At 58.9% G+C, this 15,796-nt stretch carries 14 protein-coding genes and 2 pseudogenes; 4 read left to right on the top strand and 12 right to left on the bottom strand.

The window, feature by feature from the left end:
* The 8 genes from NKH71_RS33075 to NKH71_RS33040 all read right to left on the bottom strand — a co-directional run.
* Window positions 1–622, bottom strand: a 622-nt coding sequence (locus tag NKH71_RS33075; protein WP_352896563.1) for an NAD(P)/FAD-dependent oxidoreductase, incomplete at its 3' end; no start/stop codon positions are given.
* The gene (locus NKH71_RS33070) at window positions 619–774 is read right to left on the bottom strand and encodes a hypothetical protein (protein WP_352896566.1); all 156 of its coding nucleotides are present in this window, start codon (window positions 772–774) and stop codon (window positions 619–621) included. The genes NKH71_RS33075 and NKH71_RS33070, both read right to left, overlap by 4 nt.
* A 54-nt stretch (window positions 775–828) precedes the next feature.
* The gene (locus NKH71_RS33065; RefSeq protein WP_352896561.1) at window positions 829–1,890 is read right to left on the bottom strand and encodes a C45 family autoproteolytic acyltransferase/hydrolase; all 1,062 of its coding nucleotides are present in this window, start codon (window positions 1,888–1,890) and stop codon (window positions 829–831) included.
* Between the two features lie 424 nt (window positions 1,891–2,314).
* A complete protein-coding gene (locus NKH71_RS33060; protein WP_352896559.1) occupies window positions 2,315–3,211 on the bottom strand; it encodes an ABC transporter permease in 897 nt (298 codons plus the stop codon).
* Window positions 3,208–4,044: an ABC transporter permease gene (locus NKH71_RS33055; protein ID WP_352896558.1), complete on the bottom strand. Its 837-nt coding sequence runs from the start codon at window positions 4,042–4,044 to the stop codon at window positions 3,208–3,210. Before NKH71_RS33055 ends, NKH71_RS33060 begins: the two co-directional genes overlap by 4 nt.
* 84 nt (window positions 4,045–4,128) lie before the next feature.
* Window positions 4,129–5,166: an ABC transporter substrate-binding protein gene (locus NKH71_RS33050; protein WP_352896555.1), complete on the bottom strand. Its 1,038-nt coding sequence runs from the start codon at window positions 5,164–5,166 to the stop codon at window positions 4,129–4,131.
* 2 nt (window positions 5,167–5,168) lie between these two features.
* A complete protein-coding gene (locus tag NKH71_RS33045) occupies window positions 5,169–6,317 on the bottom strand; it encodes an ABC transporter ATP-binding protein (RefSeq protein WP_352896553.1) in 1,149 nt (382 codons plus the stop codon).
* A 683-nt stretch (window positions 6,318–7,000) separates the two neighbouring features.
* On the bottom strand, window positions 7,001–7,294 hold the full coding sequence (locus NKH71_RS33040) for a LysR family transcriptional regulator (protein ID WP_352896551.1): 294 nt from the start codon (window positions 7,292–7,294) through the stop codon (window positions 7,001–7,003).
* Between the two features lie 610 nt (window positions 7,295–7,904).
* On the opposite strand from NKH71_RS33040, the gene NKH71_RS33035 reads away from it, so the two are divergent.
* From NKH71_RS33035 to NKH71_RS33025, 3 genes are all read left to right on the top strand, one after another.
* A complete protein-coding gene (locus NKH71_RS33035) occupies window positions 7,905–9,170 on the top strand; it encodes an ATP-grasp domain-containing protein (protein ID WP_352896550.1) in 1,266 nt (421 codons plus the stop codon).
* A 181-nt stretch (window positions 9,171–9,351) separates the two neighbouring features.
* The gene (locus NKH71_RS33030) at window positions 9,352–9,900 is read left to right on the top strand and encodes a GNAT family N-acetyltransferase (RefSeq protein WP_352896548.1); all 549 of its coding nucleotides are present in this window, start codon (window positions 9,352–9,354) and stop codon (window positions 9,898–9,900) included.
* Between the two features lie 274 nt (window positions 9,901–10,174).
* A complete protein-coding gene (locus tag NKH71_RS33025; RefSeq protein ID WP_352896546.1) occupies window positions 10,175–11,170 on the top strand; it encodes a D-alanine--D-alanine ligase family protein in 996 nt (331 codons plus the stop codon).
* A gap of 82 nt (window positions 11,171–11,252) precedes the next feature.
* Here NKH71_RS33025 and NKH71_RS33020 read toward each other — a convergent pair whose 3' ends face one another.
* From NKH71_RS33020 to NKH71_RS33625, 3 genes and pseudogenes are all read right to left on the bottom strand, one after another.
* Entirely contained in the window at window positions 11,253–12,320 is a 1,068-nt protein-coding gene (locus tag NKH71_RS33020; protein ID WP_352896544.1) for a methyltransferase domain-containing protein, read from the bottom strand.
* Window positions 12,321–12,335: 15 nt separating this feature from the next.
* Window positions 12,336–13,388, bottom strand: a complete 1,053-nt coding sequence (locus NKH71_RS33630) for a KamA family radical SAM protein (protein ID WP_502900456.1) — start codon at window positions 13,386–13,388, stop codon at window positions 12,336–12,338.
* Window positions 13,389–13,628: 240 nt separating this feature from the next.
* Window positions 13,629–15,011: pseudogene (locus NKH71_RS33625) on the bottom strand (condensation domain-containing protein); the annotation flags it as partial.
* Between the two features lie 412 nt (window positions 15,012–15,423).
* Here NKH71_RS33625 and NKH71_RS33010 point away from each other — a divergent pair.
* A pseudogene (locus NKH71_RS33010) lies at window positions 15,424–15,689 on the top strand (IS481 family transposase); the annotation flags it as partial.
* Here NKH71_RS33010 and NKH71_RS33005 read toward each other — a convergent pair.
* Window positions 15,612–15,796 (bottom strand): hypothetical protein (locus NKH71_RS33005; RefSeq protein ID WP_352896565.1); only part of this gene is annotated, 185 nt, incomplete at its 5' end. The pseudogene NKH71_RS33010 and the gene NKH71_RS33005 sit on opposite strands and share 78 nt — an antisense overlap.

Below are 15,796 nucleotides of genomic sequence, written 5' to 3'. Positions count from 1 at the left end.
GGCCTTCGAAGGCGCGCGCCTCGCCGAGCACGAGATTGAGCGGATGCATGTGGCCGCCGGTGGTATCGAGCATGCCCCCGCAATAGGCGTCGGAATTCACAAGTTTACGCAGTGCCTCACGGTCGAGCAGCCGATGGTCGTCCATGCCATATTTACGCCACAGCGCCTGCTTGGATTCGAGTTCCTTCATATGCGCCGGCGTATAGGCCGCATAGATGTTTCCCGGCTTCAGGTCGCACTCGATTTGATATTGGCTGACGAGGCGGCGAATGATCTTGCCGCCTTCCTGGATCAGACCGCCGATGAACCGCGCCGAGCCCTCACCGTAGCGGCGCTGGATCGTCGCGAGGCTGGCACTGAGGCCGTTGATGACCTGGCCGCCATTGCGTCCGGAAGCCCCCCAGCCAACCTGGGCACCCTCGACGACGACAATCTTATAGCCCTTGTCGGCAAGGTGGATCGCCGTCGACAGGCCGGCGTAGCCGGCGCCGACGATGCAAATGTCGGTTTCAACCCGACCCTGAAGCCGGACCGGGGTGCGGATGATGTTGCGGGAGGCGGCATAGTAACTGTTTGGATAGTTGCCGTCACCGCAATATGATTTCTGTCTCATGGGCATCACACAATTTCCAAATAAGCGTTGAATTCGTACTCCGTGACCTCCGCGAAGCCGGCGATCTGCTGGCGTTTGCCGGCGATCAGCATCGAAGGCAGCACCGATCGAAGATTTCGGTGGCGCGCACATATGAGGCGGCCGGACAACATGTCCGCCATTTCTGCCATCCAGGCCGTGGTAGTTGTTTTATGGAAACATGGGGATACTTGGATTTAAACGACACGTATCGTCCCGTTTAGCGTGTCGAGCTCGTCCGGCGTCGGGTGCACGAGCCATTCGATGCGATCAGGGAAAAGCGCGAAAAAGCTCGTTGCTAGGGTCTGGGCGACATCACCATGTCGGTCCCTGTCGCAATAGATCGGGGTGGTCTCGTCAAAAAGCACCGCTCCCGCGCCCCCCGCGAGCGCGCCTTCCGCGATCATCCGGTCCGCCGCCTCCTGCCGGTTGCGGGAAGAGAGAGTGATCGTCTGCTTCAGTCCGTCGAATTCCCTGAAGAGCAGGTGGTTGGCATGGGCCCGAGGCGAGGTGGCCTCCCGAACGGCGCAGCCTGAGGCCGGCGCCTCGACAGAGGCGAGCCGGCGCGTCTTCGCCTCACCAAGATTGTGATGGAAGCCGCTCGCGCGGTCCTTGCGTTTCAGAATTTCGATCGCTTCGTCCAAACTTCTCGCATCTAGGATCGCGCGGCAGATGACCTGCCGTGGCACGCCAGGCTGAAAATCTTGAGGGCTGATGTGGTTGACAGTCTGAACGACCCCGGCCTCATTTAACCCAAATGTGTGCCCCGGCAACATGCCGGGATACATGAAGCTGCTCCAGGCGGGGCCCTCGTCGGGTTCGACCTCGACCCAGCTACAGGCGCCTAGAAACTCCGCGGAGCCGTCCTCGTTGTGGGCGATTATCGCCGGAGCGTCGCCTTTCGCCGGAATGAGAAGTGTGGTGCAGCCAGCGGCGGCTATGGCTTTCGTTACTGGGGAGACGTGCTCAGGGAGCCTTAGGTCGCCCCGGCAGTTCCAGAGGAAGACCGTTTCGAAATCCTGCCCGGCACCTTCGGCGATGCCCTCGATCTCACGCACAAAGTGGGGATAGGCCGCGCGGGCCGCGGATTGCAGCGCCTGCAGATATTCCGATCCACGCCAGCGGGCGTATAGCGCCTGAAATTCTTCGGTGCTCAGGACGCGCTGGCTAAAGCCGGAGGCGGTGGCCCGCCCGAGCGTGAAGCCGATGGAGAAGGCGTCGCCCTTGGCACGAACGCGGGTGATGGGATTTCTGGACATATGCGGCCTCTGCTTTCTATGCGGTTACCTTGAATCTACCGGGGCGAGCCGGCGCAACATTGGCGTTCGGCAAGGCCATACCAACCGTAGGGCCGGCCCGGTTGGCACCGTCTGCTCCCTCTGGACCGGCGGGATCGACACAGCCATTCCAGCGGCCATGACCTTTTCGGTGAGCTCGCTTCGGGGATTCTCAAAGTTCCGTCCCTTTGGATTGAGGTGCGTTTAACAGGTTCTGTAGACACCAAGAGTAAGGCACTTGATTCAACAAGGGGGCCGCCCCCTCGCTCTGCATTAAGCCCCTGACCAAGCGGCGCCTCTTCGCCAGATGCATGAGCCGCGCGCTGCCGTACAAAGATTGACCCTGCTCATTCACGTCCACGCATGAATAAGGTCCCGTCGTTTCAGCAATGCCTTTCAATTCGGGCTAGTCATACCCCGATTTAGCCCGCTCTCCTGACCTCATCAGCAGGGCCGATATCACGAGCAGGAGAATACTGATTCCGGTAAGCAAAGAGGCGATGGCTGTGATCGTCGGATCGATTTGAAGTACCAGCTCATTAAACATCCGCTTCGGGACGGTTTCATAGGTTCCGGAGATGAAGATCGTGACGATGACCTCGTCGAAGCTGGTGATGAAAGCGAAGATCCAGGCGGCTCCGATGCTGGGAAGGACGTTAGGGAGCAGGACTCGCAACAGCATTACTCGCGTAGAAGCCCCTAAGGTGAAGGCCACTTGCTCTAGTCTGACGTCGAAACCCCGGAAGGCGACGGTCATCACGAGGACTACTACGGGAACCCCTAGGACCATGTGCCCGATGATGAGCCCTGGCAAAGTTCCCAGTAGACCGATACGCGCGAACACAAGATATAGCGCCAGCGCGGTGATGACGGACGGAACCACGATCGGCAGGATGAAATTGGCCTCGACAACCAGCCGCCCGGCAAACCTTCCCCGCACTAAGCCGTAGGCGGCCGAGCCACCAAGCAGCAGCGCCAGCGTGCTGGCGGCAACCGCCACCTTTAGCGAGGTCCACAGAGCATCGATCCAGCGCGGATCCGTGAAGAATGCTGCATACCAGCGAAGCGAAAATCCTGGTGGTGGAAATTGGAGTGCGCTCGCGCTTGAGAATGACATTGGCACGACCACCAGGATCGGCAGAGACAGGAAAAGCAGGGCTGAGATCGCCACCGCATCCAGAATCAGACGCCCGAGGGCAAACCTGCGCCGCCGCACCTCGATCGGCGCAGCCTCCAATGCATCCAGGGTGGCCGGCATCTCGTGGCGGCCGCCCCGGCCGTATCGCCCTTGTCGCGTGCTCATGACATACCCCACATGCCCGAATGCGCCGCAGCGCGGCGATAGAGCGCGTAGAGAGCGACGCTGGCCGCAAGCAGTACGGTAGAAATTGCTGCAGCCAGTCCCCACCTCGGAAGCTGGTTGATCAAGATGTCGAGGACATTTGCTATCATCGAGACGCGCCCACCGCCGAGGAGTGCCGGAGTGATGTAGAACCCGATTGCTGAGATGAAGACCAAGAGAGCGCTCGCGGCAAGGGCTGGCCGAGTCAGGGGAAAGAAAACCAGCCAGAAAGTCTGGAAGTTCGATCCGCCTAAGGTCGCTGCGGCCTGCAGCAGGCGTCGGTCGAGCCTGGTCATCGCGGCATAGAGCGGTAGGACGATGAACGGGATCAGGATGTTGGTCATCCCGATGATCACCCCGAGTTCGTTGTACATTAGACCGATTGGCTGATCGATGACGGCGAGCGAGAGCAGCGCCCGGTTGAGGATACCAGCATTGCCGAGGAGTACGATCCAAGCATAGCTCCGCACCAGGACGCTGACCCAGAAAGGTATCACTACGAAAGCGATCGCTACCAACCGCCCAGTTGGCGACAGCCGGGTCATCCAATAGGCGACCGGATATCCAATCAGAGCAGAGCAGACGGTGGTGATCGCCGCCACCTTGAAGGTGTTAAGCAGGACTTTTAGATAAGCCTCTTCCTGGATGAGATGCAGGTAGTTTGCCAGCGTCCACGAGGGCGCGACGCTGATACGCATCATTAGCAGGACCGGAACGTTGAATGCGACCAGCATGACCACAGCCAAGGGTAGCACGTATGCAAAACCGTTGCGATTGAACCCGATGCGTCCCATGTCCTCCATCCGCCAGCTGTATCATGCCAGCTCGCCGCCTGTTCTTTTCCAGACGCGAGCCCAAGGATTCCAGCGTCTAAACGCTCAAAGTCCGAGCTTGAAACTCAGCCAGCGCTCCTCGACCTCCTGGCCGTGATCGAACCACCATTTGAGATCGTAACCGACCTGCACGTCCTTGTTCTGCTTAGCGGTCGGGAACTGTCCGATGCGATCCTTCGGCAAGAGGGCATCAAGATCCGGGCTGTTTCCGGTATAGGAAATGACGCTTGCCGCCACAGCCTGGTTCTCCGGTACAGTCATCTCATGCAGTAGCTTCATTGCAGCAGCCTTTTGCGCTGGGTTGGCGCCGCGCGGGACGGTGAAGAAGCTGATGTCGATCAGACCCTGGTTGAACGAGTAGTCCAGCATCGGCTCGGCGGTGACGCGCCCCGACCATGCGACAGCATACTGCACTTCGTTGTCATTCAGGAGTTGGGGCGGCTGAGCGCCGGTGGCCCACCAGACGGCAACGTCGGGGCTGAGCTTTTTCAAGCTCTTGAAGGCGCGGTCAAGATCGAGTGGATAGAGCTGGCCAGGCTTCACACCGTCGGCCAACAAAGCGATCGGAATAGCATAAAAAGCTATGTCCGGGAGGGCGCGTTTGCCGGGGAAATCTTTGACGTTCCAGAAATCGGCCCAGTTCGACGGTGCCTTGGCGTCCTTGCGCCAGGTCATGATGGTTGAATAGTACTGATACCCAAGTGCGTAATCGTCGCGCGCCTCGGGAAAGATCGGCAACGGAGCGATCGCATCCCAATCGAGCGGTTCTAGCAAGTTCAAAGCCTTGGCCTGCTGGACCTCAGTGCCAACTAGTTCGATCAGCACCGCAGAGATGTTGCCGGATTCGACCATCGCCCGCAGCTTGCCAAGGTCGTTCGGGCTCTCGCGCACCACCTTAACGCCGGTCTTCTGCGTAAACGGCGGGATATAGCCCTTCTCGATCGATTCACCGGATGCACCGCCGGCGTCAATGATGCGGATTTCGGTCACCTGATCCTCCGCCTTGGCAGCGGACGGAACGCCAGCAAAGACCGTCATCCCGGCAAGTGCTAACAGAGCGGAAAGCGTTCGTTTCATTTCCATGATCAAGCTCCTCTCAGTTTCTTCGTTCTGGTTGACTTAAACTCTAGCAATTCGGCCGCAGCCGGCTGGACCTTCGCCCGCGACGCGCCGCCCTCTGGAATGAGCCACACGGCTTCAACATCCCAATCGACACGAATGGATGCTCCTGGGGGGTACGGCGGCCCGGCTTGCATGCAGGCGGCGATGAGCGGCGTGCCGCGCGCTGTCTCGACGTGGTAACGGACGGTTGGGCCGAGATATACGGATTCGATGACGGTCGCGGGGACACCCCGGTCCGCACTCGGCGAGAGCACGCGAACATGTTCTGGCCGTATACAGACGGATACCAGCGATCCGCAGGTCTCGTCGGACGCGCGGCGGTAGGGCACTTCCTCGCCGGAGCCGAGCCGAATGACCCAATTCCCCGTGCTAAGCCGGATCGCTTCGCCATCAAGGCAATTGGTAGTGCCGAGAAAGCCTGCGACGAACCGATTGGCAGGTCTCGTATAGGCTTCCAAGGGCTCAGCGATCTGCTGGACCGCACCGTCGGCCAAGACAAGCACGCGATCCGAGAGCGAAAGTGCTTCCTCCTGGTCGTGGGTGACCAGGATCGTGGTTATTCCGAGTTTGCGTTGCAGTTGTTTTAGCTCAACCTGCAACTGCTCGCGCAGCATTCGGTCCAGAGCTCCAAGGGGCTCGTCGAGCAGCAGGATATCGGGCTGGAACACGATCGCCCGCGCAAACGCAACGCGCTGCTGCTGGCCGCCGGAAAGCTGGGCAGGGCGTCGGGCCTCGAACCCGCCCAGACGCACTAGGCCCAACGCATCGCCGACCCGCCGCCTCGCATCCTCTGCTGATACGCCGCGGACCTTTAACGGAAAGGCAACGTTGTCGAACACTGACATATGGGGAAACAACGCGTAGCTCTGGAACACCAGCCCGATGTTGCGTTGCGCCGGCCGGGTTGCCGTCACGTCGCGCCCGCCGAGGACGATACGACCGGTGGTCGGTTCCGTCAGGCCGGCAATCAGCGAGAGGACCGTCGTTTTTCCCGACCCGCTGGGTCCGAGGATGGTGACGAACTCGCCCTGCTCGGCCGCAAAGTCGAGCCGCTCGAGCGCACGGATCTGGCCATAGTCCTTCGAGAGTCCCTCAAGACTGATCGATGCCATCGCCCGAGCGCCTCCCTTGTTGCCTCTACTCCCTGTATCTTCGTTAAAAACCATTGCGCGTCTAACATTTTTTAGACATAGATCAATCGCGAATGGGCAATAATACCAACTCTCAAGCATCGCGCGAGTTCGTCGTGATCGCAGAACGCGACGAGCATACCGCTGCGGCCCTCTCCCAGAACATCGCGCAATCGAAGCCAGACGAACGCCGAGGTTGAGGAGGAACCTGCCACCAGCCTGTTCGAACGCACCACAATGCGCGCCGTGTTCTCGAGGAATTTAACAGCGCGCTATCACGGTTCCAGCTTTACCATTGCCAGTCTGGCGGCTCGGGCGGGCGTCATCCCGCCACAAAAATGGAACAAGGCCAGAGCCTTCCTCGTTCCGTGCCCCCGCACCGCGCGCAAACAGTCAGTTTCTGCGCCAGATCTATGACGGCAGCCGCCTCCGCCCACGCGGACGCCCAAATCAAAGCCCTCCCTCGCGATCCACGCCTTCACAGCGTCTGGCCAGTTCCAGCGCTTTCTGCCCCCTGATGTGGACTTGCGGTCTCGCTAATGCTGGGGCACAGCACCCAGCATTGAAAGCAAACGTCATCGCGGGCTCGTGATGCCAGCCCACGGCAACGCGCATATGGTTATCAGCCACATCGACGGGGAAGCATCGGCGGAGCCAATCGTGACCTACCGGGTCCCATCGCGGCGTTTCATGATCCTCAAGACTTCCGAAGCCCGTGAAAAGCTGCTTGCCAGCAACCTATAGAGGTCATCGCCAGCGCTGGTAAGCACGACGTCAGCTCCTGACCCCTCAATCAGCCGAACGCCAAGCTCCCCCTCAATGGCTTTGATCTGCCGACGGATCTCCCCCAATGTCAATTCTAGCTCGGAAGCCGCAAGCTTGAACGAGAGATGGCGTGCCGATGCCTCGAATATCTCAAGGGCAGTCAGGGACGGGAGATCATAATAGCGGCGAACCACTTAGCACTCCAATAGGATTGGCGATCGCGAACCGAACGACTTTACTAGTACGTGTCACCACTAGCCGAGTGACGGATTGCGGCCGTCGGCCTTAACCCCCGCAAGTTGCGTGCCGATTGGGGCGTTCTGGTAGCATGCATCCACTCACCCGTACCGATGGCCGGCCCAGGTGACGGCTTCGTCAGGTTTGCGACATTCTTGTCCAGCTAAGGACACAAGGCTTGTGGACGGAGATGCACGCGATCGGGCCGCGATCAGTTTGCCACGAACTGAGCCATCACCATCTTGCCAGCTGTATCAATCCCTCACAGGCGAACTGGAGGTCCGGTGGATGAGGGCCTTCCAGTGGTAGCAGCCCTCGATCCCCGCCGAGAAAGAGCTCGGCTGGAAAACGCCTGCAGAGCGCTGACGCGGTATTGCGGCAACCGTTAGAACCCGCCCCACACTAGGCGGTTCAACGTCGCAACAGATCCTTCAACTAAATTTACAGAACCTTTACGACCGCCGACCGCTGGCAATGGTAGCTTATCTGCAAAGCTTTGAGCCCAACTGAAAGTTTGAGGCCTGTTTAGGCTTAACCGCCGCACAGAACGCAACGGAGGCCCCGCCAATGGCAAGCAGAGCGCTCATCCTGGTCGAAGGCGATACGACGGGTACTGGTCTTCTATACGTCCAAGCGGCCCGGCGTCTTGGTCTTCATCCAATTACCCTATCGGCTGATCCATCTCAGTACGACTATGAGGCAATCTGTGTCGATACCGCCAATCTCGACGCGCTGATCCGCGAATGTTCCCATTTAGGGGCTACTTATGACATTGCTGGGATCACGTCCTCCCTGGAGGATTACTACGCAACCGTTGGCAAGCTTTGCCGGCATTTCGATCTACCGGGACCAAATCCCGAATCGATTGAACGATGCTGCGACAAACCCGCTCAACGTCAGCTCCTCGCCGAGGCCGGCATTCCAGTACCTGCTTTTCGCGTCGCCGCAAATGCGGCGGAGGTGGAAAGCGCAGCCGCGGAGATCGGCCTGCCGGTGGTTCTTAAGCCAGCCGTGGGCGCAGGCAGCAAAGGTGTCCGATTGTGCGGCAACGCAGATGAGGTGGCCGAACATACGACCTATCTGTTGGGCGGGAAGCACAAATGGCGGTCTTCGCCGAGGATATTGGTCGAAGAATTCGCACAAGGCCCCCAGTATAGCATTGAAACCATGGGAAATGAGGTCATTGGGATTGCCGCCGCGGACTTCGGTCCCCCGCCGCATTTTGTGCTTCGTCAGTTCACGTTCCCGGAGGCGTTTACTGATGAGGAGCATTCGCGTATCGCTGGTATTGCGCTTGGTTGTATGCGAGCTCTCGGCGTCGGCTGGGGGCCCATGAACATCGAATTCCGATGGACGAAGCATGGCCCAGTCGTCATTGAGGTCAATCCGCGCCTTGGTGCCGTGCCTACTCCTCAACTGGTTCAGCTGGCTTGCGGTGTCGATCTCGTCGCGGAGCACATCAAGCTCGTCATCGGCGACGAATGGGATTTGCGGATAAAGCATTCGCAGACTGCGGCCGCGCGGATCCTGGTTCCTGATCGCGATGGCATCCTCGATTGGATCGATGGCGACGGTCGAGCGGCTGCTGTGCCAGGTATCGTCGAGGTTAAATTGTATGCCAAACCCAACATGCCGATCGCCCGGAATGGCGATTTCCGCGACTGGATCGGATATGTCATCGCAGTTTCACCCAGCCGGACTGAGACAGAGGCATTACTTCAGCGTGCCGTTAACTCGATCGATTGGTCGATCTCACCGTTCCCGAACCTTGGTGAGCAGGAACAATCGGTGGCCACTCACCTGCCCGTACCACCAGCAGGGGGAGTCCCGTAGAGGCGATGGGCGCCGAGCTTGATGTATTGATGGGACGGAAGAAACGCAGGCGGGCGGGAGGACGTCCTTTGTTCTCAGCTCGTGCAAAGGTCGGTCGAGCCCGCATGAAAGCCGTCGTCAGTGAAATTGAGGTTGGACAAGCTTGCCGAGATCCATCTCGAAATATCGATGAGTTGTAGCGATGAGGCTGACGACCGAACGTCTAATATTACGTCCCTGGGAGGACAAAGACCGGGGCCCAATGGCAAGAATTTACGGTGATGCGCACGTCAGACGGTTCTCTCCCAAAGTGCTGACGGTCGAGGACGCGAATGTCAGGATTGACCTTGCGATCGAGCGCGCCCGGACCAACGGGTTTCACTATCAGGCGGCGGAGCTGAAAGGCAGCGGCGAGCTTGTTGGTCTGATAGGGCTTGGCGTCCTCTCGGAGACGGTGAAGGCAGCAATTCCCAACCATCCGTGCGTCGAAATCGGATGGGTGCTCGCAAAGGAGCATTGGGGCAAAGGACTCGCGCCGGAAGGCGCGCGGGCATGGCTCGACTACGCTTGGTCAATCGGTCTGCCTGAGGTCGCCGCCTGCGCGGCCAGGGAGAACGCGCCGAGCCAAAGGGTCATGCAGAAGATCGGCATGATCTATGATCCAACGGGCGACTACGAAAACCGGACGTTCGGCGAGGGTCATTGGTTGCGGCCGGGCGTGGTCTACCGGAAACGGAACCCGACACAATGAGGCGCAGCATTCCGGCTGTCGCGGGGTAAAACAAGTGGTTTGTCCCTCTGCTCGCACAACCTCCGCGGTGGCACACCGACTGCTTGGACACGGTGAAGGACCGTTGCGTCATAGCGGTGTCGCATGCTCCGACCGAGGAGGTCGGACCAAGCTCGCTCGCCGCTTGGCCAATCGATACCGGCGGGCGCGCGGCGCCAGACGAGTTGTTGTGTTCGGTCGATGAAAATCCGAACGAATGAAGGTGACAGCGGAGCAAACATCCAAGGAGTAGCTCATGCGAATAGCTGTTGTGCGGAATGATGAAAACACAGGTGTGATCAACCGCTTTGGTCAGTCTTGTCCCGAGAAATTCGGCCGCGATGCAGGAAACCGCGTGGCAGCGGCACTGCAAGAGGGCGGTCATGAGACGCTGCTGTGCGAAGGCGATAAAAGACTGCTCGCTACGCTCGAGCGGTTCATGCCACCTGCTTCCCAAGCCTGCCCCTCGGGATTCGTTTTCAACCTGGCATACGGAATTCAGGGGGAGTGCCGTCTCACCCACGTTCCGGCCATGCTCGAGATGGCTGGAGTTCCGTACACTGGATCCGGTCCGCTCGGGCATGGGCTGGCGCTTGATAAAGTTATCACCAAGAGGCTCATCCGCGATCGTGGCTTGCCAACACCGAATTTTCGCGTGATGCGTGACGGCACCGAAAGTACCGGCGAGCTGCGATTCCCAATGATAGTGAAGCCCCGCCACGAATCGGACAGCTGTGGAGTGCAGCTCGTACATGAGCCCGCTCAGTTGAGGCAGGCCGTAGAAGTGAACGTCGCGCAGTTCGCTCAGGATGCGCTCGTGGAAGAGTACATCGAGGGGCAAGAAATTTGGGTCGCGCTGCTGGGAAACGAAGAACTCGAAGTGTTGCCTCTTGTGGAGCAGGATTTCGGCGACCGCGAAACGCGTTTTGTGACTTGGGAAGCGAAGCACATGGAGGCTGCGGCGCCGCCGAAGATTTGCCCCGCTCAGATCGGAAGCAGCCTTGCGACGGGGCTGCGGGATATTTCGGTAGCGACTTTCCGTGCCTGCCAATGCCGGGACTACGCTCGCATCGACTTCCGGATCGACCGCTCCGGCCAGCCGCTTGTCCTGGAGATCAATACCATGCCGGGGTTCGATACGGGCAATGCTTACGCCTTAGCCGCGATGACCGCCGGGTACAGCTTCTCAGGCTTGGTCAATCGCATCCTGGATGTCGCTCACACGCGGTATTTCGGATCCGCATTCCCCTGACATGCAAACACTGCATCAGGGGACAGGCTACTTTGCATGTCCGTCGAACGCTGGCCCTCGATGCGGTCAACGATATTGTGTTTCACACCCGTCGACCGCTCCCGACCAAGGCATTGCGCGCTATGCGTGCTTCAAACTCACCGTGAGATGTTTGTGTCACGACGACCCCGAAATACTCATCAAGGAGGGCGAGCACGCGCTGCGTGTGGTTCCGGAGCTGCTCTAGCCCGTACATCTTCACGACGTACTCGGCTAACAGTTGGAGAGCGCTCTCTTCGTCTACTCCGTGAAAGACGAACGGGTCTGAGATTCGCTGCACAGTTACGTCATCAAACTGCGCAGCAGCGAACAGATCGAGGACCTCGCCTGCGGTAAAATGAGGATAGTCATGTGGGGTCACTGAATGAGTTGACACCACGTCAGAGAACCAGCGGGCAGTGGGGGAGCCCTCTTCAAAGTCATGAAGAACGAAGATGCCACCGGGCCGGAGAATTCGCGCAGCTGCCCGGACAGCAGTGGCGCGCTCAGCGCGCGGGATGTGGTGCGTGCCATAAGCCATCAGCACACCATCCACCGATCCATCTTTTATCCAGAACGGATCGGTCGCGCCCTGCCAGGTCGCAAACAGACCATCTCGGATGCAACGGTCCACCATGAACTGTGAGACGTCAGAGTTGATGAAACTTGGGCAGCGCGCCTCACCCAAGAGTTGGTGCGCTACCTTGTTCACGTAGCCGTCTCCTGCGAGAAGATCGCAGAAGATCAGTGATGAACACAGTCCGTCGCGACCATTGGGGTGCATTTTTCCCAGTAGATCCATCACACCCTCCGATCGTGCCAGCAGGGACAGTTGGATGCTATCAAGGTAATCCGAACCACGCCCTTCCGGGGTGAACTCGTTGCGCGACAGTTTGGCAAGGCGGTCGAATGCCTCTCTAGCGATTCGGCGCTCGATGGCCTTGAAGGCCACCGGATTTATTTTTTCCAACTGGGAGAGATGCGAATCTATACTATTGGGAAACATAGCGTTCTCCATGGTGATCAGGTGCCGGCGGGTAGAGCGATAGAACTTGTTCTTGGTTGAGTTTACGGACACCGGCCTTGGAGAGACTGTTGCGGCCGTGGGAGCCTTGAGCACGCCGTATTTCATGGGCGCCTTTGGATCTCATCCTTCGGGCAGATCGTCCAACCAGCAGGCGCCCTCAAGGTGGGGCCGAGAAAATATTTTTCCGATCTTTTCGGGACACTTGTTTTGATGATACCGCATATAGATACGGCCATCGGCTCCAAGGTCGAGGACTTCGATCTTTCCTGTGTTATGGGACATGATGTATTTGAAGGTTTTTTGGATGCCGCTGAGGCGTTGGTTGATGCCGCGAGCGATCTCTATTCCGCGGCGCAGTGAAACCTGAAAATGGGAAGCGCCTTTCACCGGTCTGGCCTGAAAGAGATAATACGGGCGGATACCCATTTGGTGACACTTGGCGAATGTGGCAGCCAAGATCTTAGGATCATCGTTGACTTTCGCGAGAAGCACGGTTTGGTTCAGGAACTGCACGCCCTGAGCGCGCAAGGAGCGAACCTCGTGCTCCGCCTCAACGGAGATTTCGCCGATGTGGTCGAAGTGTGTGACGATCACTGCGGCCTTACCCGCTTCATCGATCCGTTTGAACAAAGCCGGTAACGCGGGATCCTCGAACCGTTTGGGCTGATAGGCTAGTGTTTTTGTGCCGAATCGAATCGACTCCAAATGTGGGATTGGCAGCAGACGATCAAGCATCTTGTCGAGCTTGGCCGTGCTGAGTACCAGCGGGTCGCCCCCTGTTATCAGCACGTTCGTAATCTCGGGATGGTCGCGAATATATTGCCCAATTTGTGCGAAATCGGCTGCTATTTCATCGGAATTCTTTCCGACAAGACGCTTGCGAAGGCAATACCGGCAATATGAGGCGCAACGGTCGGTTGCCATCAACAACCCGGTTTGGGCGTACTTGTGCTGAAACCCGGGAAAGACCGTGTTATCTAGCTCGCCGCTCGTGTCCAGGGTGCCGGGACTTTCGAACTCTTGCGATGAAGGCTCCACGATGTACTTAAGCTGTTCGAAATAACCGCTGTTGGTGATTTGCTCACGATAAAACTTTGTGACCTGATAACGCATGATGCTACTGGCTTGCAGTTCCCCCTCGGTAACGACGCGCGGCCCCTCGATGAAATTCATTACCGCTGTGTCGGGCCGCGGAGCCGAGTTGGCCGGTGGTGCTTGAGGAGGGCAAACGGGAGGCGCCGCGGCGGTCTCCCGCGCCTTCAGCTCTCCATCGCTAAGGCTCTGGTCCTTGTAGACGACCGCGATCGTTTTCGGATCCCGGTCCGCCTGCACCCCAAGCAGTTCGTGAACCCAGCGGTCCTGGAGACAGGACTCTTCCGCTGGGTTCAATTCAACCGCAAATCGACGTTCCTCCGCCAATAAAAGCGGTACCGACCAGACTCGCTGCCCGGGGCCGGCCGCCATCTGGCTCAGCGCCTGCTGCAAATATCTCGCAAACCGCTCCACCGTGCTCCGCTCAAACAGAGACGTCGGATAGATCAGCCATCCACAGATCGCCTCGCCGACTTTGGAAAGGTTAAGCGCGAGATCATGTTGCGCGACTCGATCGCCAACGCCTACATATTCAAGCTTGAGCCCCGGCAATTCGACCCACTCCCCAGGGTTGTTTTGCCATGTAAGTATAACCGCTGGTTCGTGGGGCGGATCGATGAGTTCCACCGCCTGCTCAAATGGCAGGTCCTGATCATCCTGCGCCCCACGCGCGGCGGCGTTCGCCCGTTCTAGCAATGTCTCCAGTGTCGGATCTCCCGATAGATCAATCGGCAATGCCAGGGTCCTGACGAAGCAGCCGATCAGCCCCTCGATCTCGGAGCGGGTGCGGTTGGCGCGAGGTGTGCCGATCACCAGCTCGTTCTGACCCGAGAGCCGCGCCAGTACCAGCGCCCAGCCCGCCAGCAGAGTCACGAACAGCGTCGTCCCATGACGCTGGCTCAGTTCCTTGAGCTGTGCACTCAGCCGCTCGTGCAACACGAACTCGACGTAACTGCCACTGTAATCTCGCTGCGCTGGCCGCGGCCGGTCTGTCGGTAGCTCCAGCACTTCTGGCGTGCAGTCCAGCATTCGGAGCCAGTATTCCGACTGCCGCTGCGAGAGTTCCTTTGCCAGTCGACCTCGCTGCCAAATCGCGTAGTCCGCATATTGCAACGGCAAAGGCTTCAGCCGATCCGCGCGGCCTTCCCGGGCCGCGGCGTAGAGCTCGCTAAGCTCGTAGATCAGAATCTCCCGCGACCGGCCGTCCGAGACCATGCGGTGCACGACGATCAGTAGCATATGATCGTCCTCCGCCAAGCGCGCCAGGCGTGTACGGATCAGCGGTCCGGCTTCCAGGTCGAATACCGCCTGCCCTTCAAAACGCATCAGCTCCGCGAGGGTCGCCTCCACATCCGCAGCTGCCGTCAGATCGTCTCGTTTCAGCGGCAGGCCGATGTCCGCCGGCCCAATCCTTTGGAACGGCTCGCCGTCCTCCACCCCGAAGGTGGTGCGCAGCACCTCGTGACGCGCCACCAACCCGTCCAAGGCCGACTGGAGGGCCGCCTCGTCCAATTCGCCGCGAAGCCGAAGCCCCACATAGATGAGATCGGCCTTACTGCCACCCTTCCGATGGGACAGGAACCAAAGCCGCTGCTGGGGAAGCGACAGCGGCACCCGTGACGGACGCGGCAAAGCTTCAATTGGCGGGACAGCACCCAGTGCTGCTTCTGTCGCGTTGATTTGGATTGCTCGAGCAAGTTTCATGTACACCTCCTCGGTCGGAGTATGGGACACCACTAAGGGCGCGATGGATGCCACTGTGTCCATGCAATCGACATGCCACCGAGGAGATTGTGCGGGCGAGAGTGGCAAACCACGTATCTAAAGCCGCAACGGCAGAATGCTGCGCCTCATTATGTCGGGTTCCGAACAGCGACGTCTTCAACCGGACACGGTGTCAGTTTCAGCAATTCATTGCCAAATTGCCTCCCACCAATTCAACGAGTTGCAATGATTGACTGGTCGAAAAATCAGCCACTAATCCCTGCCACATCGGTCGATTGACCAGGATATATTTGCCACTACGGCAATCACGCGGCCGCTCCGGCTAGGGATCAAGATGTTTGGTCCCACGGGGTGATCGTAGAATTGATGCCGCCATCGATAAGGACAGACTATGGGACAGACGCTTCACCGGAGCGCCACGACCACTCACGCGGTCCGAGCTGCGATACAGCGATCGAAAGCTTCGATTCAAGAATTGAGCGGACACTACGGCTTAAACCCCAAGACGGTGACGAAGTGGAAGAAGCGTGACTTCGTCACTGACACGTCGATGGGTCCGATGTGCGCTCGACAGTACTCTCAAAGGAAGAGGACGCGCTGATTGTCGCCTTCCGCAGGCATACGCTGCTGCCGCTCGACGATTGCCTCTATGCGCTCTAGACTAGTTTCCGTCCATAAACGCTTCTTTTTGCGAACATTTGCAACCACTTGCCGTTCGTCGACACGTTTTTGGGAGGATGGGCAGGATCTAGGACGCTGGGATC

It is taken from the genome of Mesorhizobium sp. M0983, from assembly GCF_040318975.1.
Taxonomy (GTDB): domain Bacteria; phylum Pseudomonadota; class Alphaproteobacteria; order Rhizobiales; family Rhizobiaceae; genus Mesorhizobium.
This window is presented reverse-complemented; position numbering and strand designations above follow the sequence as displayed.